The sequence below is a fragment of the Gramella sp. KN1008 genome (genome assembly GCF_004332155.1).
Taxonomy (GTDB): domain Bacteria; phylum Bacteroidota; class Bacteroidia; order Flavobacteriales; family Flavobacteriaceae; genus Christiangramia.
In genome coordinates, this window is record NZ_SJDV01000005.1 from 256,440 (window position 1) to 276,793 (window position 20,354).

Below are 20,354 nucleotides of genomic sequence, written 5' to 3' on the forward strand. Positions count from 1 at the left end.
CTGTCGTGCTATAATTAGATTTAATAACTGGTTTCTATGGATGTGATCTTAGCGTCACCCCACAGACTTTCAATATCGTAAAATTCCCTGATATGCTTTTGAAAAACATGAACAACCACGTTAACATAATCCAGGAGCACCCATTCGGCATTCTCGCTTCCTTCAATATGCCAGGGTTTGTCCTTCAGGTTTTTACTAACTGTTTTCTGGATGGAATTTACTATGGCGTTAACCTGCGTATTAGAAGTTCCGTTGCAGATTATAAAATAATCACAAACTGTGTTTTCAATCTCTCTAAGGTCCAGGATATCAATATCATTCCCCTTAACTTCCTCTATCCCTTTAATAATATGTGCAATAAGTTGATCGCTGTTTTTTTCCTTTTTCGACATTAAATTAATTTATTTACGCAAATTTATCATTTTTTGCTCTTTTAAGGCGATTGTTTACACAAGATTTAACGCCCTCTTTTTTATCTATATATGCGTATAATCAAAGTTGATGCCATTGATTCCACTAATTCCTTTGTTCGTAAGTTTTACGAGGGGAATAATGATTTTGAGCCTGTATGCGTCCGTGCCATAAGTCAAACCAGGGGCCGTGGGCAGCGAGGCTCCTTATGGCAGTCGAAAGCTGGCGAAAACCTTACATTTAGTATACTCTATCCTCAGCATAAACTGAATATCTCGCGTCACTTTTTGCTTAACGCTACCATTTCTCTGGCAGTTCTTGAATCTTTAGAGCAGCTTAAGATTCCCGATCTTAAGGTAAAATGGCCTAACGACATTCTGTCAGCCAAACTAAAAATAGCAGGGATCCTGATTGAGAATATCGTAAAAACCGAAGGAATTGTTGCAAGTATAATCGGGATCGGGCTCAATGTAAATCAAAAAGATTTTGAAAATCTTCCCCACGCTGGCTCTCTTAAGAGCATTACCGGTAATAGTTTTGATCTGGATGATTTACTGAATCACATTCTTCAAAGTATTGAGCAGAAACTGACAGAATTCCCCGATCTAAACGGAGACCAGATACTGGAAAATTATGTAAGGCACATGTTCAGGCTTAATATAGTCTCCAGTTTTTCCTCTCCTCAAGGAAAGCATTTCAATGGGATCATCCGTGGGGTAACCACCGAAGGTAAACTGAATCTTGAAATTGAAGAAGGTGTTTTTAAAACATTTGACCTCAAAGAAATTCAACTGTTATACTAAAAGAAAAAAGCCGGAATTTCCGGCCTTTAATCTATAATTTCGAAGCATTCTCGCTTAAAGTGTTGATAAACTTTTTCAAAGGTCCCTTGATCATCATACTCATCATGGGATTAAAGTTGCCTTCAAAATTCATAAATACCTCACTTTGGGAAGCCCCGGCATCTGAGATATGGACATCCAGGTTAAATGGAAATTTATCTGAGGTGGAACCAAGTCTTACAAGCTCCGGTTCTCTGGTTTCAGTTATTTTCAATCGTATTTCAGGCATTCCCTTTAACTGAAAAAGGAAGGTGTCCTGACTGATTGCTTCGAATTTTTCTTTGCTTTGGGGCATTAGCTGTTCATAGTTCTCAACGTTGGTGAGAAAATGATACATTTCCTGCTGACTTTTACTAGTACTTACTTTCTGACTTTCTAGTTTCATATTTAGGCTTTCCAGTTGGCAGGATCTTCTCTCCATTTGCGAAGGGTCCCGGCTTCTTCTGCATTAATATAATTGGTGTTCTGTGCTGTTTCTATTAGGTGCTCGTAGTCGCTCAGGGTATGTAACTCGATGCCGGCTTCTTTAAAACTTTTCTCTGAAGTCTCAAAACCATAGGTAAAAATCGCGAACATGCCTTTTACATTGGCTCCCGCTTCTTCAAGAGCTTTTACCGCATTTAGGCTGCTTTTACCAGTACTGATGAGGTCTTCTATTACCACCACGGTTTGACCTTCCTCGAGATTCCCTTCTATCTGATTTTTCCGGCCATGTCCTTTTGGTTCAGGTCTAACATATGCAAAAGGAAGACTTAGATATTCGGCAACCAGCATACCTATTCCTATGGCGCCGGTCGCGACCGCTGCGATTACATCTGGTTTCCCGTATTTTTCTTCGATTTGCTTCGCAAAATGCTCACGCACGTAATTTCTGATCATTGGATACGACAGGACGATCCTGTTATCACAATAAATAGGGGATTCCCAGCCACTTGCCCATGTAAAGGCTTGTTGTGGTTCTAATTTTATTGCTTTAATTTGCAACAAAAGTTCAGCAGTCTTTTTCGCTGTTTCTTTATTTAAAATCATAGCTGCAAATGTATAAAGTTTTTGTAAATGATATTCCCATTATTCTTTCTACACAGAAAGAAATTGGTGAAAAATATACATCTTTTCCGTTAAAGACTGTGCGTTTTAAGAAGGTGGTTAAGAGAATTCTTAAGGGAAAATTAATGTACGTGAATCTTTATCATCCAGATGAGACCAAGCTGCTTAAATATCTCTTCAAGAAGATGAGGGTGGTCACTGCAGCAGGAGGATTGGTGGTTAATCCTCAAAAAGAGATACTTTTTATTTACCGAAACAGGCGATGGGATCTGCCTAAGGGTAAGATCGAAAAAAATGAGGACGTGAAGACCTGTGCGATTAGAGAGGTAGAAGAAGAGACTGGTGTTCACGATCTTGAGATCACCCGATTTATTACAAGAACCTATCATGTATTTCGCAGAAAAGGGAAATTACGTCTAAAGGAGACCTACTGGTATGAGATGTATACTGAATATGACGGAGAATTGGTTCCGGAAGAGAGCGAAGGAATCAAAAAAGTAAAATGGAAGAATTTTGAAAAAAGCCAGAAAGCTCTCAAAAAATCCTATGCCAATATCAAGATGCTCTTTCCTGAGAAATACCTAGCGGGGAAGTCGGGAAACCGGGTAGCGTAAATGAGCTTCCTCGTAATTTTCGGATTGCTTATGAAGCCAGTCCAATTGAGCATACCAGCTATTTCTGAAATTCGAATCGGTGCCCTTCTTTTCTTCAAATTCAGCCTGGAGTTCCGCATTTTCTTGCAGTAATTTTGTGGCTATATCCTCAAACACATACGGTGAAAAACCTTCCTTTTGCTGCAGGACTGTATCAAAAAAATTCCAGTTAAAGAAAGAATCCACGGCCATTGGTTCAAGAGTTTCCAGTAGATATCTCGCTCCATCCTGAAAAGTTGTGATGAGATAATCACCTTTCCTGAAATTGATCTTTTCAAGAGACTTGCTCACCTTTGGATCTTTATGAAGATAATGACCTTCATAGGGTGAATCAACGGTTTCAAAATCCTCTATCTTATAGATTTCAACCTCAATAAGAGTATCTCTGTCCAGCGTTTCCATCTTTATATCATTCATCTTTAAACGATCAATGACCTGCCACCATCCCTGCGGAATTATATAAGCCCGGGGGATCTCTATCTCCTGGGTAACCGTATAATTGTCATAATATTCTATTTCCTTGCTAAAAGGTTTCTCACGGTTATATTTTAACCTTTCCTGTCCTGTAACGTCGCTTGTAAAATTCTCGGCTTCATAACCTTTAAACTCTCTTTTGGAAGGATTCTCTTTATCCACTTCAAATCTCAGGTTATAATGGCGGTCCGTTAGATATTTTCTTCGTGCCTGGTTCCTCAGATCCTTTATCATAGAGGTTTCAGCATCGGTGATTCGAATCATTGAATGCATCAGCGCATATGTTCCTTTTACCCTTTTATCATACGGCTTGAGCATATGAGTTTCTACCATCATCCCAAGGGTGTTCCATAAAGTGGTATATCCCGTAGAATAACGTGGGTAGTCAAGGAATTGAGAAAAACCCTTTTCAGGAACCTCATTAAAGACATTTACATAGGGGGTAATATCCCATTTTTTCGCTCTCAGCGAGTCTTCCAGCGCGGGCATCATCTTTTTATGGATGTATTCTCCCAGATTCCCTCCTAGTTTATCGTGCTGTGTGAACAGGTGAGTTAGGGTGTACTGGTAGTCGGCACCATTGCTTACATGATTGTCAATAAAAACGTCTGGCTTCAGGTAATGAAAGATCTTATAAAAAGTCTGTGCGTTCCTGGTATCTGCCTTAATGAAATCGCGGTTAAGGTCATAGTTTCTGGCATTACCTCTAAACCCGTATTCCCTCGGCCCGTTTTGATTGGTTCGGGTAGTTGAATTCCGCTTTAAAGCTCCCCCAATATTATAAATAGGGATAGTCGCTATAATTGTATTTTTGGGTGAAGTTATGGAGTCGCCCGCCAGATCTCTGAAAAGCATCATGGTTGCATCTATCCCATCGCTTTCTCCAGGGTGAATACCATTGTTTATTAGCATTATGCTGTGGGACTTTCTATACTTTTCCAAGTCTAGTTCTCCGGCAGGATGATAAACGGCCAGGTGAAGAGGCAGGCCGCTGTCTGTTTTTCCAAATTCCAGCAAGCTTACTTCATCGTAAGCATCTGCCAGTTGTTCATAAAAATTGATTACCCCGTAATAGGTGTCGGTTTCTTTTCCTGCCGATTTTTCAAAATGGGTCTCAAAATCATATTCCTTGATTAACCTGTATTTTGAGAAATCACAGGAGGTAAGGCTGATCAAAATCCCCAGTACCAACCACAATCTTTTCATAAAGTTTTCTGAAAATATTGTCGTAAACTTACTTAAAAAGTCTGAAAGCAGCCAAAATCCTAGGATTTATCTTGGATTTCAACAAGTGTTAAAGTATGGTTGCGAGTTTATCAATGACAGCTTTAAGGCTTTATTCTCTTAGATTTTAAACTAAATTGTAACACAAACGATTGTTTTGAATAAATTTTTACTTGTTCTGTGTGGAATTCTATGCGTTAATTTCCTTGCCGGCCAGGAAGTTGCCGGGGAGATTAGGGATATTCAGACTGGAGAACTACTGCGGAATGTCAGGGTTGAGGTAGTGGGTTCGGGCAAAACTGTCTTTTCAGATTCAATGGGTTATTTTTCCCTTAGCCAGGCTGATTTCCCATTAGGATTAAGGTTTTCGATTCCGGGCTATACGAATAAGGAAATAAGGCTAAATTCTTCGGGAAGGAATATTAAGGTATTTCTGAAACGCCGAATAGATCAGTTGTCTGAAGTTATTTTGCGAAGTCCGAACATTCCGAAGAAACTAATCCGCACACCGGCGGCTGTAAGCCTCATTTCCAAAGCCGATCTGCAAAGGACCAGTAATATTAATCTTGTTGAGGATTTCAATTATCTGCCCGGTGTGTATGTCAACCAGGGCGCGCTTAATACTAATAAGATCAATATTCGTGGAGTAGGTTCACGCGCTCAGTATAGTACAAACCGTATCAAGGCTTATATAAACGCTATCCCTTTAACCACCGCTGAAGGAGATCTGACCCTGGATGATTTTGATCCGGAATTCCTGGATCGTATCGAAATAGTAAAAGGACCCGTCTCTTCATTATTTGGAGCGGGATTAGGCGGTGCGGTCAATCTTTATACTGAAAGGATAACTGAAGATGAGAGATCTGTAAGTGGGGATTTTACATATGCTAGTTTCAATACGCGGAAGTCCAGAATGAATATTACTTATGTAAAGGATAGCCTGGACATTTCGGTAAATTACAATAAGATTGATAGTGAAGGTTATCGGGATAATGGGGAATACAACAGGATCTCGATGACGGCAAATGCGGGACTTCTTAGTAAGAAAGGCAATTACTGGTCTTTCCTTTATTCTTATACTAATATAAAGGCCTTTATTCCCAGTTCACTTAACGAAACAGACTTTCTGAATACGCCCGAAAAAGCAGCCTTCACCTGGGCGCAATCTGCCGGCTATGAATCTTACAGTAAAAATATCATCGGATTGTCATACCAACATATATTCACTAAAAAGTTTAGGAACGAGACTTCTGTTTTCTATAATGCCCGTGATGGATATGAGCCGAGACCTTTTAACATTCTTGATGATGTGAGAAGTTCAGTGGGCATGAGAACCAGGTTTAATCTGGAAACCTCCTTACTTGAAAGGTCAGCAGAGTTTAGTTTTGGGTCTGAAGCTATGCTGGAATGGTATGATATGGCCACTTTTGAGAATCTCTATGAAGAGTCTGAAAAGCCCGGAAGCATTCAGGGAGAGCTGTTGAGTAAGAATCATCAGGCCCGGGATTATGTGAATATTTTCGGACAGATGAATATGGATATTACCGAAAAACTCCTTCTGGAACTGGGATTTAATTTCAATTCTACCGCCTATTCACTTGAGGATGATTTTCCGGACGATGATGTAGATCAGTCCGGCGACTATAGCTTTGACCCTGTTTTCTCCCCGCGTTTAGGCCTTAGTTATGAAGCCTTACCAGAAAAGAACTTGTATATTTCAATAAGTCATGGCTTTTCTACTCCTACGGTAGAAGAAACTCTTACTCCGGAAGGGCTTATAAATACTGATCTGCAGACCGAAAAAGGCTGGAATTATGAGGTGGGGTTCAAAGGTAGCTGGTTTAATCACCGCTTATATACCGAAGCGAGTTTGTATTCCATTCATATCAGTGATCTGCTGGTTGCACGCCGGGTAGGCCAGGACCAGTATGTGGGGATAAATGCAGGCAAAGCCCAAAGGAAGGGGATTGAATTCAGCTCTTCTTTTAATACTATTCTTGCTGAAGATTGGCAGTTGAATTTATTTCTGAACTCTAATTTCAATTTTTTTAAATATGAACAGTTCGTAGACAGAGGAGAAGATTACTCCGGAAATGAGATTCCCGGCACGCCGGAATATTTGATCGCTCCGGGAATGGAAGTTAAGCTTAAAGACTTTTCTGCAAAATTCAATTACCAGGCGTTTGGGGAAATAGCACTAAATGACGAAAATACAGAATATACCAGCGCCTATCAGTTGCTTAATCTTAAGTTGGATTATGACCTTACTCTAAGTCGTGACCTTGCTCTTCAGCTTAATTTTGGAATAATTAACCTTCTTGATGAACATTATGCTGCGAGCGTTGTTACAAATGCTGTTGGCTTTGGTGGTTCTGCACCTCGATATTATTATCCGGGGAATCCCAGAAATTATTTTGGAGGAATGAGCGTGAAGTATGAGTTGTGAAGTTAAAATCGCATTCCGGAGTAATCCGCCTTTATAATATTTGAATTTTTTAGTCTCTCTAAGAATTGACAGGGAAACTACTTTTTTCTCACCACATCTGGTACCATAAACTCATAGTTCCCGCCATGGTGTATCACATCCCGTACTACGGTAGAAGAAATATGGGACTTTCCGGAACTGGAAATGAGAAAGACGCTTTCTATACCAGACATCTTGTAATTGGTTTGGCCAATGGCCTTTTCAAATTCAAGATCCTGGGCGTTACGCAATCCGCGAAGAATAAAACCGGCATTTTGAGATTTGCAGAATTCTACGGTAAGGCCTTTATAAGTTTCTACCTTTACTTTCGGTTCATTTTTGTAAGTCTCTTTCAGAAAGTGAAGCCTTTCCTCCAGGCTGAACATATATTTTTTGCTTGAATTTGTTCCTATGGCCAGAATGATCTCATCAAACAATGGCAGCGCACGATCAATAATATCTGTATGTCCCAAAGTAAGAGGGTCGAATGACCCCGGAAAAACTGCTTTTTTCATAGTATAAAGATAGATATTTCCATTTAAAAAAAATGGCTGGAGATTTTCTCAAATTTAAATAATGCATCGGGAAAAAGACTACTTTTGGCATATTTAACCGTTTGCATGAAAAATTTCTACCTACTTATAATGTGCTTCCTGGTCTCAGTGGCTTCAAACGCACAGAATGAAGATCTGGAACAGGAGATAATGAATTATTCTGATTCCAAAAGTCAGCTTATTTCCAAAGGCCGAAAGCTATTATTGGATAGCTTTATGGAAGAGAATATTCAAAAAGTTCGGAAAATCAAAGATTACCTGGTCACTGAAATTGAGGATGAGGATTATGTGGCTCTTTATCCCAGTGAAGAATGGATGATCTTATACTGGACGGGTGAATATTATGCTTTGATGGATATGGTGCTTGAATTTTCAGAAGAAGACTTTGCTGAATTCCAGCGAAAAATCACCCCTGAGAAGGACCAATTATATTTTAAACTTGTGGAGAGATCCATGGCCGAGATCGAAGAATTGGAAAGCAAGATCATTGCTTCTTCTCTTGAACAGGAACAGAAGGATTTCCTGATCCTTCATTTAAATTATATGGTTTCGGGAGAACCTTTGAACACTGTTCCGCAGGAGGATATTAATGAAATGGCAGATCTATATCTGGATAAATATTCATCCGGGAAATTTCATGATTACGTCAGGAATAATATCAGGTTTAGGTTTAAATCGTCTAACTGGGGTTTTGGTTTTGAATTTTTCAGTGGATATGGAATTTTTAACGGGGAAATAAGCGATCAATATAACAATCATGCTCCAATGGGGGTTGCCTTAGATGTGGAATATAAAAACTTTACCCTTTTTCTGCGGAACTATATTGGGTTCAGTAAAACATTAAGGGACCGGGAATTTGATCAGGGAACCTGGGAAAAGGGCGCTGCAGTTCTGGTGTTTTTACCTGAAGCTTCCATAGGATATAGTGTACTGGAAAATGATAAATTAAAACTTAGTCCTTTTGCTGGGATTGGAGCTGCGGCCGTAAGTCCTATTACCGCAGATGTTGAAAAACGACCCGAACTTGAGGACCTGCAGATTGGTTTTTCTACTGCCTACACTTTAGGAGTGAATCTTAATATGAAACTGGGCTGGGAAACAGGCACGCTAATTCCCAACGAAAAGACCTACTGGTTTGTGAGACTCAGATATGGCTATACGATACCACAATTTGATGACTACCCCGGCTATAATGGTAACGTTCATACCTTAACACTGGGTATAGGGGGAATTGTTAGGGGTGTAAAACGCGATTTATAATCTTTTAGTTTTCCAGAGCTGCCTCAATAGCACTTCCAAAAAGTTCCTGCAGGCTTATTCCGGCTTTTTCTGCCTGCTGAGGTAAGATGCTTGCCTGGCTAAGTCCCGGGTTTGTATTCATTTCAATAAAATGGGGTTCGCCATTATGAAAGATGAACTCAGACCTTGAATAACCCTTCATCTTTAACTTCCTGTATATCATTTTTGCGATATTCTGAACTTTTTCAGTGTCTTCTTCAGAAATTCTCGCTGGAGTTATTTCCTGGGATTTTCCCAGATATTTTGCTTCATAATCAAAGAATTCATTCTCTGATACGATCTCGGTCACCGGAAGTGCCAGGATCTCACCTTTATAAGTGATCACACCAACTGAAACTTCTGTTCCGTCAAGAAAGGATTCAATAATGATCTCATCATCTTCAGATAGGGCATTTTTTATTGCAGGAACAATATCCTCTTTGGTATTTGCCTTTGCTACACCAAAACTACTTCCAGCGCGATTGGCCTTCACAAAACATGGAAGTCCTACTTTATCCACTATTTCATCAATATTAACTTCCTCACCCTTATCCAGGAAATAGTTGACGGCGGTATTTATTCCATAAGGTCTTAAAACACTTATCAGGTCTCGCTTGTTGAAAGTAAGGGCCGACTGATACATATCGCAACTGGTTTGCGGAATATTCAGTAATTCCAGGTATGCCTGCAAAAGCCCATTTTCACCGGGTGTTCCATGAATCGTGTTAAAAACGCAATCGAATCTTATCACTTTATCATTAATGGTAACAGTAAAATCACTTTTATTTACGGGATATGGAGTGTCATCTGCTGCCACCACGAACCATTCGTTCTGTAAGATATGTACGCGGTAAGGTTCATAAAGCTTACGATCAAGATTCTTATAAACTATATTTCCGCTGTTGATGGAGATGCGATATTCACTGGAATATCCACCCATTGCGATGGCAATACTTTTCTTCATATTCAATATATCGGGTTAGAAGTCGTTAAACAAAAATATCACTTAAAAGGGCAGTCACCAAAACCAAAGGGTTTTATATCTTTGCCCATTATCAATAAACTATGGGATTATTCAGATTTATTTTTAGCAAGACCTTTTTAATACAGTTAGTACTTGCGGTTATCGTACTGGTTGTTATAGCATTTTTAACGATGCAATGGCTTGATTATTCTACCAACCAGGATCAAAGAATTGAGGTGCCAGATCTGGCAAAAATGAATCTGGATGTGGTAGAAGATAAACTCGATGAACTTGATCTGAAATATGAGATACTGGATTCTGCTAATTTTAATCCCGAATTCCCTAAGTATTCTGTAATAGACCAGGTACCGGCACCCGGCAAATTTGTAAAAGAAGACAGAAAAATATATCTCACCCTTAATCCATCGGGCTATCGTAAGATCCAGATTCCAACCGAAATTATAAGAAAGACTCGGCGACAGGTAGAGCCCACTCTGCGTTCACTTGGTTTTGAGATAGGAGAGATCACTTATAAGCCGGACATCGCAGAAGATGTGGTGCTGGAACTCAGGCATGAAGGAAAACTAGTAGAGCCGGGAGATGAATTGATGAAAACCTCGGTTATAGACCTGGTATTAGGTGATGGTAGTGGAAGGTATCATCAGGAAACGGAGGATACCAATGATGCAGACGAAACAGAAAACGAAGTTGATGAATTCTAAAAAAGACCAGAGAGAAGAGATAGAGGAGCAGGAAGAGGACGAAAGTCTTTATGAACATCATAAGTTTGTTGCAGAGGTTGGTCAGAAGCCTTTAAGGGTAGACAAATACCTGATGAACTTCATTGAGAATGCCACCCGAAATAAGATTCAGAAAGCCGCGAAAAGCGGAAATATCTACGTAAATAACGAAACGGTAAAACAGAACTATAAGGTCAAGGCCGGTGATGTGGTGCAGGTTATGTTCGAGCATCCGCCGTATGAATACTTGCTGGTTCCTGAAGATATACCTCTTGATATAGTTTTTGAAGATGACTATCTGCTCGTGGTTAACAAACCTGCCGGTATGGTAGTACATCCCGGGCATGGCAATTACAGCGGGACACTTATAAATGCTCTGGTTCATCATTTTGATAACCTGCCTAATAATAGCAGTGACAGGCCGGGACTGGTTCATCGTATTGATAAGGATACCAGCGGGCTGCTTGTTATAGCTAAAACAGAGCAGGCTATGGCCCACCTTTCAAAACAGTTCTTTGATAAGACCAGTGAACGTGAATATATCGCTCTTGTTTGGGGGAATGTAGAGGAAGAGGAAGGTACTATAGAAGGTAATATTGGCCGGAATCCGAAGAACCGATTGCAGAATGTAGTTTATCAGGGAGATGATGCTGATAATGGTAAACCCGCAGTAACACATTATAAGGTTCTTGAGCGCTTTGGGTATGTGACCCTGGTTTCCTGCAAACTTGAGACGGGAAGAACGCATCAGATTCGTGTACATATGAAGCATATTGGTCATACACTTTTTAATGATGAACGTTACGGGGGTGACCGCATTTTAAAAGGAACCACTTTCACAAAATACAAGCAATTCGTCGATAACTGCTTTAAATTGCTTCCGCGGCAGGCGCTGCACGCTAAAACGCTAGGTTTTACTCATCCCGAAACCGGCAAATGGATGAGTTTTAATTCTGAACTACCGCAGGATATGGTAGACTGTATTGAGAAGTGGCGTAATTACGCTAAGAATCAGAAGGAGTTTCTGGATAATTAGGGCGTGTCCCAAAATGAGATTTTGGGTCGGGCTTTCAGCAGTCGCTGTCTCTCGAGCGACTCAGGACGAGCTCCAACAATGCCTCAATCCCTCACGCAGTAAAGCTGCGATTTTTAGTGTATAAGTGGCTTCTATCGATTCATAAGAAACAAATTTCAGCGATCTTTCGGTTTTTGAACTGATGGGTTATCTTTGATGGAAAATTAACCGAATAGAAATGAAAATCGTTGTTTCGCCGGCAAAAATGCTGGATTATGACTCAAAATTACCAACTACAAGAGGAACCCAGCCGGAATTCCTTGATACGGCTGTAAAACTTAATAGAAAACTTTCCCGCCAAAGCAAGAAAGAGATCTCGGACCTGATGAGTATTAGTGATAAGCTGGCAGATCTTAATTATACCAGGTATCAGGAATTTCAGGAAGAACACGATAAGAAGAATTCCCGTCCTGCCATCTATGCTTTTAACGGAGATGTTTATACCGGACTCGATGCTTATACGATTCCAACTGACAAACTTGACAGGCTGCAGGATACCCTGAGGATTCTTTCCGGAATGTATGGAATTTTGCGTCCGTTAGATTTGATTCAGCCTTACCGACTTGAAATGGGAACTTCCATTGGAATAGAAAGAAAAAAGAATCTTTATGAAGTCTGGGAAAATAAGGTGACAGATTATATAAATAGTGAACTGGAGGATGATGAGCTATTTCTGAATCTGGCCAGTAACGAATATTTCAAGGCTGTTAATGAGAAAAAACTGAAAGTCCCGGTGATTTCTCCGGTTTTTAAGGATTTCAAGAATGGAAAACTTAAGATCATTAGTTTCTTCGCGAAAAAAGCACGTGGCTCCATGGTTCGTTACATCATTGATAATGATTGTAAAACTTTGGATGATATAAAAGGCTTTGATTATGACAGTTATCGCTTTAGTGAGGAATATACCGAAAAGGAGAATGAACCGACATTTATAAGATAATAAGCTTTAAGTATAGAGCTTTCAGCAAAAAGCTATTTAAATTGGAACTCTTCCATCACAAACATCCTTTCCCTCCATTTATCCCGGAAAATGCCACAAAACTGATCGTAGGCACGCTTCCGCCGCCAAGATTCACAAAAAGGCAGCTTAGGGAAGATGATGTTGATTTTTGTTATGGAAGTGGAGATGGATTGTTATGGATCATTTTAGACCGGATCTTCGATCTGGATCTTAAATTCGAGAATACCGAAGAGGCTGTAGAGCAACGTAAAAGATTCCTTCGGGAAAGAGGGATCGGGATCTGTGATGTGGTGGAAAGCAGTCGGCGAGAAAAGATCGATGCTTCCGATCTTGGAATGCAAAAGGTGGAGTTGAGGGATATGATAGGTATTCTTAAAGAAAACCAGAAAATAGATACGCTCCTTTTTACCGGCGGGAATTCTAAGAATGGCCCGGAATATTTCTTCAGAAAATATTTAAAGGAGTCAACTCATGATATTCGTCTAAAGGTGATTTCAAACAGATCTCCTCGAATTCATCAGTTTGTACTTGATGGCAGGTTGATCAAAACTGTTTCTTTGATCGCACCCTCCGGAGCCGCCAATATAGCGGTGGGAAGTTCTCAGTTGTATAAGGATCTAAAAAAGAAAAACCCTGAATTCAATACTATTGATTTCAGGGTTCTTCAGTATAAAGAATTTTTCTAGGTGCTAATCATTGCAATTCTTTTTTTTCCTGATCGGCAAGCGTAGTTGGTTTAATCTTAAACTTTTTACGCTTAGGCCTTAACTTACCATGCGTGCCGATGGCGATTTTTCCTCGTTTGGTTTTTTTATCACCTTTTCCCATGAGTTATTTTTTGTTCTGTTGATCTTTGATAGTTTTTTCATCAATATCCACTTCATTGGTCTTTTCATTACGGTTTCCCGTTGGATTCGTAGGATTCTTTTGATCCTTGCTTCTTTCTTTGTGCTTATCTTCAATTGGTCCTCCCATAACGTTCAAATTTTATGATTCAACTCTAAGATAGGAAGAAGCCGCATAAAAACCTGCTAACAGGCTGTTACAATTAGGTTAAAGCTTTAACATTTTGGACAAATGAGGAGATGTCTGAAATTCCATTCTTATCCACATATTTTATAAATGCACTTCCAATAATTGCTCCTTTCGCAAATTCGGTAGCCTGGTCAAAGCTTTCTTTATCTTTTATTCCAAAACCTACTATCTGTGGATTTTTTAATTGCAGATTATCAATTCTTTTAAAGTATTTCCGGGTTTCCTCTCCGAATCCACTTGTTGAACCGGTCACACTGGCGCTACTCACCATATAAATGAATCCATCAGAGACCGAATCAATGAATTTTATACGTTCATCTGAAGTCTGGGGAGTGATCAGAAAGACATTGATAAGACCATATTTTTTGAATAGTTCACGGTATTTCTCATTGTAAACATCTACCGGCAGATCTGGAATGATTAACCCATCAATGTCTGTTTCCTGGCATTTCTTGCAGAATTCCTCCACGCCGTATTGCAGGATCGGATTGAAATATCCCATAATGATCAGGGGAATTTCAACCTTTTCTCTAATACCTTCCAATTGTTCAAAAAGCTTTGTAGTGGTCATTCCATTCTTCAGCGCCTTGGTGGAACTTTCCTGAATTGTTGGTCCATCAGCTAATGGATCACTGAACGGGAGTCCGATTTCAATAAAATCTACCCCGCTTTTTTCCAGGTCTTTGATGATCTTTTCAGTATCATCGATATTCGGGAAACCTGCTGTGAAATATATAGAAAGCAGTTTATGGTCTGCCTTGAGTTTTTCTTTGATTCTGTTCATTCTATAAAATCATTTTTTGTCGTCACGCTGAATTTAGTTCAGCATCCCAATAGATTCTGAAACAAGTTCAGAATGACGAAGAGCTAAAGATTAAAATATTCGATATAAGTATTGAGGTCCTTATCCCCACGCCCCGAAAGATTTACCACTACGATGTCATCTTCTTTGAACTTTCGGTCTTCAAAGATGGCCAGTGCATGAGAAGTTTCTATAGCCGGAATGATCCCTTCCAGTTTCGCCAGTTCCAGTCCTGCTTTCATCGCGGCTTCGTCTGTGATACTTATAAATTCACCCCTGCCACTCGTAAATAGATTCGCATGCATCGGTCCTACGCCGGGATAATCCAGCCCGGCCGAAATTGAGTATGGCTCGGTGATCTGTCCGTCGCCCGTTTGCATTAACAAAGTCTTACTACCGTGAATAATACCGGCTTTTCCCAGCGCTGAGGTGGCCGCACTTTCACCTGAATCAACTCCCTTTCCGGCAGCTTCAACAGCAATAATTCCGACATTCGGCTTATCCAGATAATGATAATAGGCGCCCGCCGCGTTACTGCCTCCTCCAACACAAGCCACCACATAATCAGGATCTTCCCTGTTTTCTTTTTCTTTTAACTGGGTCTTGATCTCCTCTGAGATAACAGCCTGGAATCTGGCAACCATATCAGGGTATGGATGAGGTCCAACAACCGAACCAATGATATAATGGGTATCAACCGGATTATTGATCCAGTCACGAATCGCTTCGTTGGTCGCATCCTTCAATGTTCGGCTTCCTGATTTAGCAGGAATTACTTTTGCACCCAGCATTTTCATACGGGCAACATTCGGTGCCTGCCTGTCAATATCTATTTCACCCATATAAACGATACATTCCATTCCCATTAATGCACAAACTGTCGCGGTAGCCACACCATGCTGGCCAGCACCGGTTTCAGCGATAATTCGATTTTTTCCAAGTTTTTGTGCCATCAGGATTTGCCCGATTGTATTGTTCACTTTGTGAGCGCCGGTATGACAAAGATCTTCACGTTTCAGGTAAACCTTTGTGCCATATTTTTCACTGAATCTTTTTGCATAATAAAGGGGAGTAGGGCGCCCCACATAATCTTTTAGAAGATCCTTGAATTCCTTTTGAAAGCTCTCTTCTTTCATTATATCAAGGTAGCGCGAACGCAATTCCTCAACATTCGGATATAACATTTCAGGAATATAGGCCCCTCCAAATTCTCCGTAATATCCTTTTTCATCAACCTGATAGCTCATTCTATAAATTTATCTGAGTTTTGAAATCTTTTAATTCCTTTAATTTTTTTAATCCCGGCTTGAGTTCAAATTTACTGTTCACATCAACCGCATAGAGTAAGGCCGGTTTTCCTATTCTTAAAAAGTGGTCTTTTAGTTCTGAAATAGCACTTCCGTGTTCCGGGCCAATCCCGCCGCTTAAGAAGAAGGGGGTGTTGGAAGGATATTCTTTGAGTATCTGCCAGTTAAAATCTTTTCCTGAGCCTCCCCTTAGCTCCGTTTTAGTGTCGAAAAGAAAATAATCCACGATCCCTTCATAAGCTTTTATTACCTGAAAATCGAAACTTTCCCCAACCGAAAACACTTTGATCAGCTCAGGAGTATTCCCTAATTTTTGGAGTTCGCTCTTCAGATCTTTACAGAATCCGGCAGTTTCATCGCCATGAAGCTGAACAGCATTTAGATTGTATTTTGAAACTTTTTGAAGGATATCATTCAGGCCAGCATTTACGAAAACCCCTGTTTTTTTGATCTCGGCAGGAATTTCGGGAAGTTCACCATCAAAGTAACGTGGAGATTTGTCATAAAAAATGAATCCCATATAATCAGGCTGCAGTTCGGCGACCTGTATCATATTTCCGGGCTGTTTCATCCCGCAAACCTTAAAACTTAAACCTGAACTTTGCCCCGATGCCGGCGTGATCAGGTTTTTTTCTTCCATGTTTTCCTGGTTCATTTTATGCGATCGATTTTAGTTGTTTAATAAATTTGGTGGCTGCAGCTCCGGGATCATCTGTTTTCATAAAGTTTTCACCGATCAAAAATCCTTCGAAACCATAATTTTTAAGATCAGCGATTGCCGCTGTATCGCTTATCCCGCTTTCGGATACTTTTACGAATTCATCCGGAATAAGAGCTGATAGTTTTTTGGAGTTGGCAATATCTACCTTGAAAGTTTTCAGGTTACGGTTATTCACTCCAATCATATCGGCATTTACCTTCAGGGATTTCTGTAATTCTTCTTCATTGTGAATTTCAAGAAGCACGTCCATACCAAGTTTTTTTGCTGATTCTGCAAGATAAGCCATTTGTTTTTCGGTTAAAACCGCAGCGATCAGAAGGATGGCATCGGCTCCATGGGCTTTGGCTTCCAGAACCTGGTATTCATCGATCATGAATTCCTTCCTAAGGATAGGGATATTTACGGAAGCCCTGGCGTAAAGTAAATCTTCAAGAGAACCGCCAAAATATTTTCCATCGGTTAAAACTGAAATTCCCGAAGCACCCGCATTTTCATATCCTGAGGTCACATCCTGAACATTCAGACGCTGGTTGATAACCGATTTTGAAGGAGATCTTCTTTTATGCTCGGCAATGATACCCGAACCAATCTTTAAATTTTCTGCCAGAGAAACGCATTTTCTTTCAAACAGAACCGAGTTTTCTAATTGAGAAACCGGGATCAGCGATTTCTTTAATTCAACTTCCTTAAACTTATCTGCTATGATCTTATCGAGAATATTCATCTAATTCAATTTTGACTTAATTCCTGCAATTTTTTAAAACTTTCAAAAGCTTTTCCTGACTCAAGAGATTCCTTAGCGGCTGCAAAGCCATCCTGCGGATTCAAATTTCTTGAAGTGGCAATCGCCATTCCCGCATTAGCACACACCACGTTATTTTGAGCTTCGGTTCCTTTTCCCTGTAAGATATTGGTTAGGATCTCAGCGGAACTTTCTATAGAACCGCCACCCGCAATTTCAGATTGTTTCAATTCTGAAACTCCAAAATCTGAAGCTTTCAGGATTCTTTCAGAAGTATTACTGATACTTTTAGTTTCACCTGTTAAAGAGATCTCATCATAGCCATCCAAAGCATGTAAAATTGTATAATTCTTATCGGTATTCTGATAAAGATAGGCATACATCCGGGCCAGTTCAAGGCTGAAAACACCTACCAGCTGATTCTTAGGAAAAGCCGGATTCACCATAGGCCCGAGCATGTTGAAAAAAGTCTTTACCGCCAGGCTTTTTCTAACCGGGGCAACGTTTTTCATCGCCGGGTGAAATAAAGGTGCATGCAGAATGCAGATATTAGCCTGATCTATGCATTTTTCTAAAAAACCGGCATCGTTGCTGAATTTTATTCCGAGAAATTCCATCACATTAGAACTTCCGCTTACCGATGAGACTCCGTAGTTTCCATGTTTAGCCACTTTAACTCCGGCTCCCGCAGTTACAAATGATGAGGTAGTGGAGATATTGAAAGTATCCTTTCCATCGCCACCGGTTCCACAAAGGTCTACAGCTTCATAACCCGAAAGATCAACCTTGATGCATAATTCAAGAAGTGCGTCGCGAAATCCTTCAAGTTCTTCAATGGTAATACTGCGCATCATATAGACCGTAAGAAAAGCCGCGATCTGGGTTTCGTTGTACTTGCCCTCTGAAATATTGAAAATGACCTGTTTGGCCTCTTGGCTGGTAATGGTCTCGTGGCTTATGAGCCTGTTTAATAGTTCTTTCATTTCCTAAATTTCGTGCTGAGGTTTGGCTTCTGTTTTTTCTTGTTTTCCTTCCGGATTGTGGCTTACCCAGTTTTTTATCATCTTCTTTCCATCTGGAGTTAGAACCGATTCAGGATGAAACTGTACTCCGCGAACATCAAATTCCTTGTGTCTTAAAGACATGATCTCGCCTTTTTCATCATAACTGGTAACCTGAAGAGAGTTCGGTAAATTCTTATCAACCACCCAGGAATGATAACGCCCAACCTGAAACTCTTTTCCTAGACCATCAAAAATATATTCATCATCTACAAAAAGTTCAATTTTAGTGGCTACCCCGTGGTAAACATCATCAAGATTATTCAGAGTCCCACCGAAGACTTCGCCAATGGCTTGCATCCCAAGGCAGACTCCCAGAATGCTTTTAGTAGCAGCATATTTTTCAATAATCGGCTTGAGGAGACCGGCTTCATCAGGAATTCCAGGCCCGGGAGATAATAATATCTTATCAAATTCTTCAGCTTCTTCAATATCCAGCTGATCGTTTCTTTTCACTACCACATGGCAATCTAGCTCCTCCAGGTAGTGGACCAGATTGTACACAAAAGAATCGTAGTTATCTATTACTAATATCTTTTTCATCTCTTTCATTATATTTCTTCAGCAATTTCAAGGGCTTTGGTCAAAGCCCCCAGCTTGTTATAAACTTCCTGTAATTCCTTTTCGGGTTGTGATTCTGAAACTATTCCGGCTCCCGCCTGGTAATGCAGTTCGTGGTTCTTGCTTACAAAAGACCTGATGATGATCGCGTGGTTGAAATTCCCCTCAAAATCCATAAAACCTATTGCCCCCCCGTAGGCACTTCGGTTCACGTTCTCAAATTTCTCTATAAGCTTTAATGCCATGGGTTTCGGAGCTCCGCTCAAAGTCCCTGCAGGAAAAGTATCTGCTACAATTTGTGAAGTTGGTACGTTGGGATCCTTTTTACCGGTTACTTTGCTTACCAGGTGTATCACATGCGAGAAGAACTGTATTTCCCGGTAAGTCTCAACCTTTACATCACTTCCGTTGCGGCTTAGATCATTTCTGGCCAGATCCACAAGCATCACATGTTCTGAATTTTCCTTTTGGTCGGCTGCAAGTTCTTTGGCTATTTCAGCATCCTTTTCATCATTCCCGGTTCTTTTAAAGGTTCCGGCGATAGGATGAATTTCAGCCCTTCCTTTATTAACTACGAGCTGTGCTTCTGGAGAACTTCCAAAGATCTTAAAGTTTCCGTAGTCGAAATAAAAGAGGTAAGGGGAGGGGTTCACATTTCGTAAAGCCCTGTATACGTTAAATTCGTCTCCCTTGAACTTCTGAGAAAATCTCCTGGAAAGTACTAATTGAAAAACATCTCCCCGGTGACAATGTTCTTTAGCTGCTTCCACTACAGATTTATATTCATCATCTGTAAGATTTGATTCCGGTTTATCTGATCTGCTGAAATTATAGGAAGCGAAATTTTTAACCTTCAGTAATTGCTCGATTTCTTCTATTTTATTTTCAGAATCATAACTGTGATCAAAAATATAAGCTTCGTTCTTGAAATGATTTATAGCGATAATATTTTGATAAACCGCATAATAAATATCGGGGATCTGAAGGTCTTTGTCTTTTCGCTGTATATCAACGTTTTCAAAATATCTCACAGAATCGTAAGCGATGTAACCGAATAAACCATTATTAATGAACTTGAATTCGGAAGAATCGGCCCTGAACTGTCGGGAAAATTTCTGAATCGCTGCAGGTACGGAAACAGAGTCGTCTACTTTACGTATCTGCCTAGTTCCATCAGGAAAAGTTTCGGTTATCTTTTCATTTTCAAGTTTGAAGGAACCGATAGGATTACAACATATATATGAAAAACTATTGTCACTGGCATGATAGTCACTACTTTCCAGTAGGAGGCTGTTTGGATATTTGTCCCTTAATTTGAGATAAATACTTACCGGAGTTATCGTATCGGCCAGAATTTTCCTGTATTTTGTATTTAATTCGAACATTGAATGTTGATTTTTTGAAATAAAAAAAGGCTTGTCGTGAGACAAGCCTTATA

General features: G+C 40.1%; 23 protein-coding genes. 8 read left to right on the forward strand and 15 right to left on the reverse strand.

Going from position 1 to position 20,354, the window contains the following annotated elements:
* Nucleotides 1–20: 20 nt before the first annotated feature.
* On the reverse strand, nt 21–392 hold the full coding sequence (rsfS, locus tag EZJ28_RS11415) for a ribosome silencing factor (RefSeq protein WP_131397948.1): 372 nt from the start codon (nt 390–392) through the stop codon (nt 21–23).
* A 90-nt stretch (nt 393–482) separates the two neighbouring features.
* Here rsfS and EZJ28_RS11420 point away from each other — a divergent pair, with 90 nt between their 5' ends.
* On the forward strand, nt 483–1,214 hold the full coding sequence (locus EZJ28_RS11420; protein ID WP_131397949.1) for a biotin--[acetyl-CoA-carboxylase] ligase: 732 nt from the start codon (nt 483–485) through the stop codon (nt 1,212–1,214).
* Nucleotides 1,215–1,245: 31 nt separating this feature from the next.
* Here EZJ28_RS11420 and EZJ28_RS11425 read toward each other — a convergent pair whose 3' ends face one another.
* Nucleotides 1,246–1,638 carry an SRPBCC family protein gene (locus EZJ28_RS11425; protein ID WP_131397951.1) on the reverse strand — a complete coding sequence of 131 codons (393 nt, stop codon included), beginning with the start codon at nt 1,636–1,638 and terminating at the stop codon, nt 1,246–1,248.
* A 2-nt stretch (nt 1,639–1,640) separates the two neighbouring features.
* Nucleotides 1,641–2,282 carry an orotate phosphoribosyltransferase gene (gene pyrE, locus EZJ28_RS11430; RefSeq protein ID WP_131397953.1) on the reverse strand — a complete coding sequence of 214 codons (642 nt, stop codon included), beginning with the start codon at nt 2,280–2,282 and terminating at the stop codon, nt 1,641–1,643.
* An 8-nt stretch (nt 2,283–2,290) separates the two neighbouring features.
* On the opposite strand from pyrE, the gene EZJ28_RS11435 reads away from it, so the two are divergent.
* Nucleotides 2,291–2,914, forward strand: coding sequence for an NUDIX hydrolase (locus EZJ28_RS11435; RefSeq protein WP_131397955.1), 624 nt, complete (start codon nt 2,291–2,293; stop codon nt 2,912–2,914).
* Here EZJ28_RS11435 and EZJ28_RS11440 read toward each other — a convergent pair.
* Entirely contained in the window at nt 2,882–4,633 is a 1,752-nt protein-coding gene (locus EZJ28_RS11440; RefSeq protein WP_131397956.1) for a M14 family metallopeptidase, read from the reverse strand. The genes EZJ28_RS11435 and EZJ28_RS11440 overlap by 33 nt on opposite strands.
* A 175-nt stretch (nt 4,634–4,808) precedes the next feature.
* Here EZJ28_RS11440 and EZJ28_RS11445 point away from each other — a divergent pair, with 175 nt between their 5' ends.
* Nucleotides 4,809–7,097 carry a TonB-dependent receptor domain-containing protein gene (locus EZJ28_RS11445; protein ID WP_131397957.1) on the forward strand — a complete coding sequence of 763 codons (2,289 nt, stop codon included), beginning with the start codon at nt 4,809–4,811 and terminating at the stop codon, nt 7,095–7,097.
* Between the two features lie 77 nt (nt 7,098–7,174).
* Here the strand turns inward: EZJ28_RS11445 and coaD are convergent, their stop codons facing one another.
* Nucleotides 7,175–7,630: a pantetheine-phosphate adenylyltransferase gene (gene coaD / locus EZJ28_RS11450; protein ID WP_131397959.1), complete on the reverse strand. Its 456-nt coding sequence runs from the start codon at nt 7,628–7,630 to the stop codon at nt 7,175–7,177.
* Between the two features lie 105 nt (nt 7,631–7,735).
* Here coaD and EZJ28_RS11455 point away from each other — a divergent pair, with 105 nt between their 5' ends.
* A complete protein-coding gene (locus EZJ28_RS11455; protein ID WP_131397961.1) occupies nt 7,736–8,929 on the forward strand; it encodes a hypothetical protein in 1,194 nt (397 codons plus the stop codon).
* Between the two features lie 4 nt (nt 8,930–8,933).
* On the opposite strand, the gene EZJ28_RS11460 is transcribed toward EZJ28_RS11455, so the two are convergent.
* On the reverse strand, nt 8,934–9,911 hold the full coding sequence (locus EZJ28_RS11460; protein WP_131397963.1) for a D-alanine--D-alanine ligase: 978 nt from the start codon (nt 9,909–9,911) through the stop codon (nt 8,934–8,936).
* Nucleotides 9,912–10,012: 101 nt separating this feature from the next.
* On the opposite strand from EZJ28_RS11460, the gene EZJ28_RS11465 reads away from it, so the two are divergent.
* The 4 genes from EZJ28_RS11465 (at nt 10,013) to EZJ28_RS11480 (ending at nt 13,373) form a co-directional block, all read left to right on the forward strand.
* Nucleotides 10,013–10,633, forward strand: coding sequence for a PASTA domain-containing protein (locus EZJ28_RS11465; protein ID WP_131397965.1), 621 nt, complete (start codon nt 10,013–10,015; stop codon nt 10,631–10,633).
* Complete coding sequence (locus tag EZJ28_RS11470) at nt 10,623–11,687, forward strand: RluA family pseudouridine synthase (protein ID WP_131397966.1); 1,065 nt, start codon at nt 10,623–10,625, stop codon at nt 11,685–11,687. The genes EZJ28_RS11465 and EZJ28_RS11470 overlap by 11 nt, the downstream gene beginning before the upstream one ends.
* A 217-nt stretch (nt 11,688–11,904) precedes the next feature.
* A complete protein-coding gene (gene yaaA, locus EZJ28_RS11475) occupies nt 11,905–12,666 on the forward strand; it encodes a peroxide stress protein YaaA (protein WP_131397968.1) in 762 nt (253 codons plus the stop codon).
* A 41-nt stretch (nt 12,667–12,707) separates the two neighbouring features.
* Nucleotides 12,708–13,373: a uracil-DNA glycosylase family protein gene (locus EZJ28_RS11480; RefSeq protein ID WP_131397970.1), complete on the forward strand. Its 666-nt coding sequence runs from the start codon at nt 12,708–12,710 to the stop codon at nt 13,371–13,373.
* Between the two features lie 7 nt (nt 13,374–13,380).
* On the opposite strand, the gene EZJ28_RS11485 is transcribed toward EZJ28_RS11480, so the two are convergent.
* The 9 genes from EZJ28_RS11485 to EZJ28_RS11520 all read right to left on the reverse strand — a co-directional run bounded on the left by EZJ28_RS11485 (nt 13,381) and on the right by EZJ28_RS11520 (nt 20,301).
* Nucleotides 13,381–13,515, reverse strand: coding sequence for a 30S ribosomal protein THX (locus EZJ28_RS11485; protein ID WP_131397972.1), 135 nt, complete (start codon nt 13,513–13,515; stop codon nt 13,381–13,383).
* Nucleotides 13,516–13,518: 3 nt separating this feature from the next.
* Complete coding sequence (locus EZJ28_RS16035; protein ID WP_165499071.1) at nt 13,519–13,662, reverse strand: hypothetical protein; 144 nt, start codon at nt 13,660–13,662, stop codon at nt 13,519–13,521.
* A 73-nt stretch (nt 13,663–13,735) separates the two neighbouring features.
* A complete protein-coding gene (trpA, locus tag EZJ28_RS11490) occupies nt 13,736–14,506 on the reverse strand; it encodes a tryptophan synthase subunit alpha (RefSeq protein ID WP_131397974.1) in 771 nt (256 codons plus the stop codon).
* 83 nt (nt 14,507–14,589) lie between these two features.
* Nucleotides 14,590–15,771, reverse strand: a complete 1,182-nt coding sequence (gene trpB / locus EZJ28_RS11495; protein ID WP_131397976.1) for a tryptophan synthase subunit beta — start codon at nt 15,769–15,771, stop codon at nt 14,590–14,592.
* Between the two features lies 1 nt (nt 15,772).
* Nucleotides 15,773–16,486, reverse strand: a complete 714-nt coding sequence (locus tag EZJ28_RS11500; protein ID WP_131397978.1) for a phosphoribosylanthranilate isomerase — start codon at nt 16,484–16,486, stop codon at nt 15,773–15,775.
* Nucleotide 16,487: 1 nt separating this feature from the next.
* On the reverse strand, nt 16,488–17,276 hold the full coding sequence (trpC, locus tag EZJ28_RS11505) for an indole-3-glycerol phosphate synthase TrpC (protein WP_131397980.1): 789 nt from the start codon (nt 17,274–17,276) through the stop codon (nt 16,488–16,490).
* A 5-nt stretch (nt 17,277–17,281) separates the two neighbouring features.
* Nucleotides 17,282–18,277, reverse strand: a complete 996-nt coding sequence (gene trpD, locus EZJ28_RS11510) for an anthranilate phosphoribosyltransferase (protein ID WP_131397982.1) — start codon at nt 18,275–18,277, stop codon at nt 17,282–17,284.
* Between the two features lie 3 nt (nt 18,278–18,280).
* Nucleotides 18,281–18,898 carry an aminodeoxychorismate/anthranilate synthase component II gene (locus EZJ28_RS11515; RefSeq protein ID WP_131397984.1) on the reverse strand — a complete coding sequence of 206 codons (618 nt, stop codon included), beginning with the start codon at nt 18,896–18,898 and terminating at the stop codon, nt 18,281–18,283.
* A gap of 8 nt (nt 18,899–18,906) precedes the next feature.
* Nucleotides 18,907–20,301: an anthranilate synthase component I family protein gene (locus tag EZJ28_RS11520; protein ID WP_131397986.1), complete on the reverse strand. Its 1,395-nt coding sequence runs from the start codon at nt 20,299–20,301 to the stop codon at nt 18,907–18,909.
* Between the last annotated feature and the right edge of the window lie 53 nt (nt 20,302–20,354).

Excerpts from the sequence above, each read along its gene's own strand:
- rsfS (WP_131397948.1), bottom strand. The coding sequence starts at position 392 with ATGTCGAAAAAGGAAAAAAACAGCGATCAACTTATTGCACATATTATT.
- EZJ28_RS11420 (WP_131397949.1), top strand. The coding sequence starts at position 483 with ATGCGTATAATCAAAGTTGATGCCATTGATTCCACTAATTCCTTTGTT.
- EZJ28_RS11425 (WP_131397951.1), bottom strand. The coding sequence starts at position 1,638 with ATGAAACTAGAAAGTCAGAAAGTAAGTACTAGTAAAAGTCAGCAGGAA.
- pyrE (WP_131397953.1), bottom strand. The coding sequence starts at position 2,282 with ATGATTTTAAATAAAGAAACAGCGAAAAAGACTGCTGAACTTTTGTTG.
- EZJ28_RS11435 (WP_131397955.1), top strand. The coding sequence starts at position 2,291 with ATGTATAAAGTTTTTGTAAATGATATTCCCATTATTCTTTCTACACAG.
- EZJ28_RS11440 (WP_131397956.1), bottom strand. The coding sequence starts at position 4,633 with ATGAAAAGATTGTGGTTGGTACTGGGGATTTTGATCAGCCTTACCTCC.
- coaD (WP_131397959.1), bottom strand. The coding sequence starts at position 7,630 with ATGAAAAAAGCAGTTTTTCCGGGGTCATTCGACCCTCTTACTTTGGGA.
- EZJ28_RS11455 (WP_131397961.1), top strand. The coding sequence starts at position 7,736 with ATGAAAAATTTCTACCTACTTATAATGTGCTTCCTGGTCTCAGTGGCT.
- EZJ28_RS11460 (WP_131397963.1), bottom strand. The coding sequence starts at position 9,911 with ATGAAGAAAAGTATTGCCATCGCAATGGGTGGATATTCCAGTGAATAT.
- EZJ28_RS11465 (WP_131397965.1), top strand. The coding sequence starts at position 10,013 with ATGGGATTATTCAGATTTATTTTTAGCAAGACCTTTTTAATACAGTTA.
- EZJ28_RS11470 (WP_131397966.1), top strand. The coding sequence starts at position 10,623 with ATGAATTCTAAAAAAGACCAGAGAGAAGAGATAGAGGAGCAGGAAGAG.
- yaaA (WP_131397968.1), top strand. The coding sequence starts at position 11,905 with ATGAAAATCGTTGTTTCGCCGGCAAAAATGCTGGATTATGACTCAAAA.
- EZJ28_RS11485 (WP_131397972.1), bottom strand. The coding sequence starts at position 13,515 with ATGGGAAAAGGTGATAAAAAAACCAAACGAGGAAAAATCGCCATCGGC.
- EZJ28_RS16035 (WP_165499071.1), bottom strand. The coding sequence starts at position 13,662 with ATGGGAGGACCAATTGAAGATAAGCACAAAGAAAGAAGCAAGGATCAA.
- trpA (WP_131397974.1), bottom strand. The coding sequence starts at position 14,506 with ATGAACAGAATCAAAGAAAAACTCAAGGCAGACCATAAACTGCTTTCT.
- trpB (WP_131397976.1), bottom strand. The coding sequence starts at position 15,771 with ATGAGCTATCAGGTTGATGAAAAAGGATATTACGGAGAATTTGGAGGG.
- EZJ28_RS11500 (WP_131397978.1), bottom strand. The coding sequence starts at position 16,486 with ATGAACCAGGAAAACATGGAAGAAAAAAACCTGATCACGCCGGCATCG.
- trpC (WP_131397980.1), bottom strand. The coding sequence starts at position 17,276 with ATGAATATTCTCGATAAGATCATAGCAGATAAGTTTAAGGAAGTTGAA.
- trpD (WP_131397982.1), bottom strand. The coding sequence starts at position 18,277 with ATGAAAGAACTATTAAACAGGCTCATAAGCCACGAGACCATTACCAGC.
- EZJ28_RS11515 (WP_131397984.1), bottom strand. The coding sequence starts at position 18,898 with ATGAAAAAGATATTAGTAATAGATAACTACGATTCTTTTGTGTACAAT.
- EZJ28_RS11520 (WP_131397986.1), bottom strand. The coding sequence starts at position 20,301 with ATGTTCGAATTAAATACAAAATACAGGAAAATTCTGGCCGATACGATA.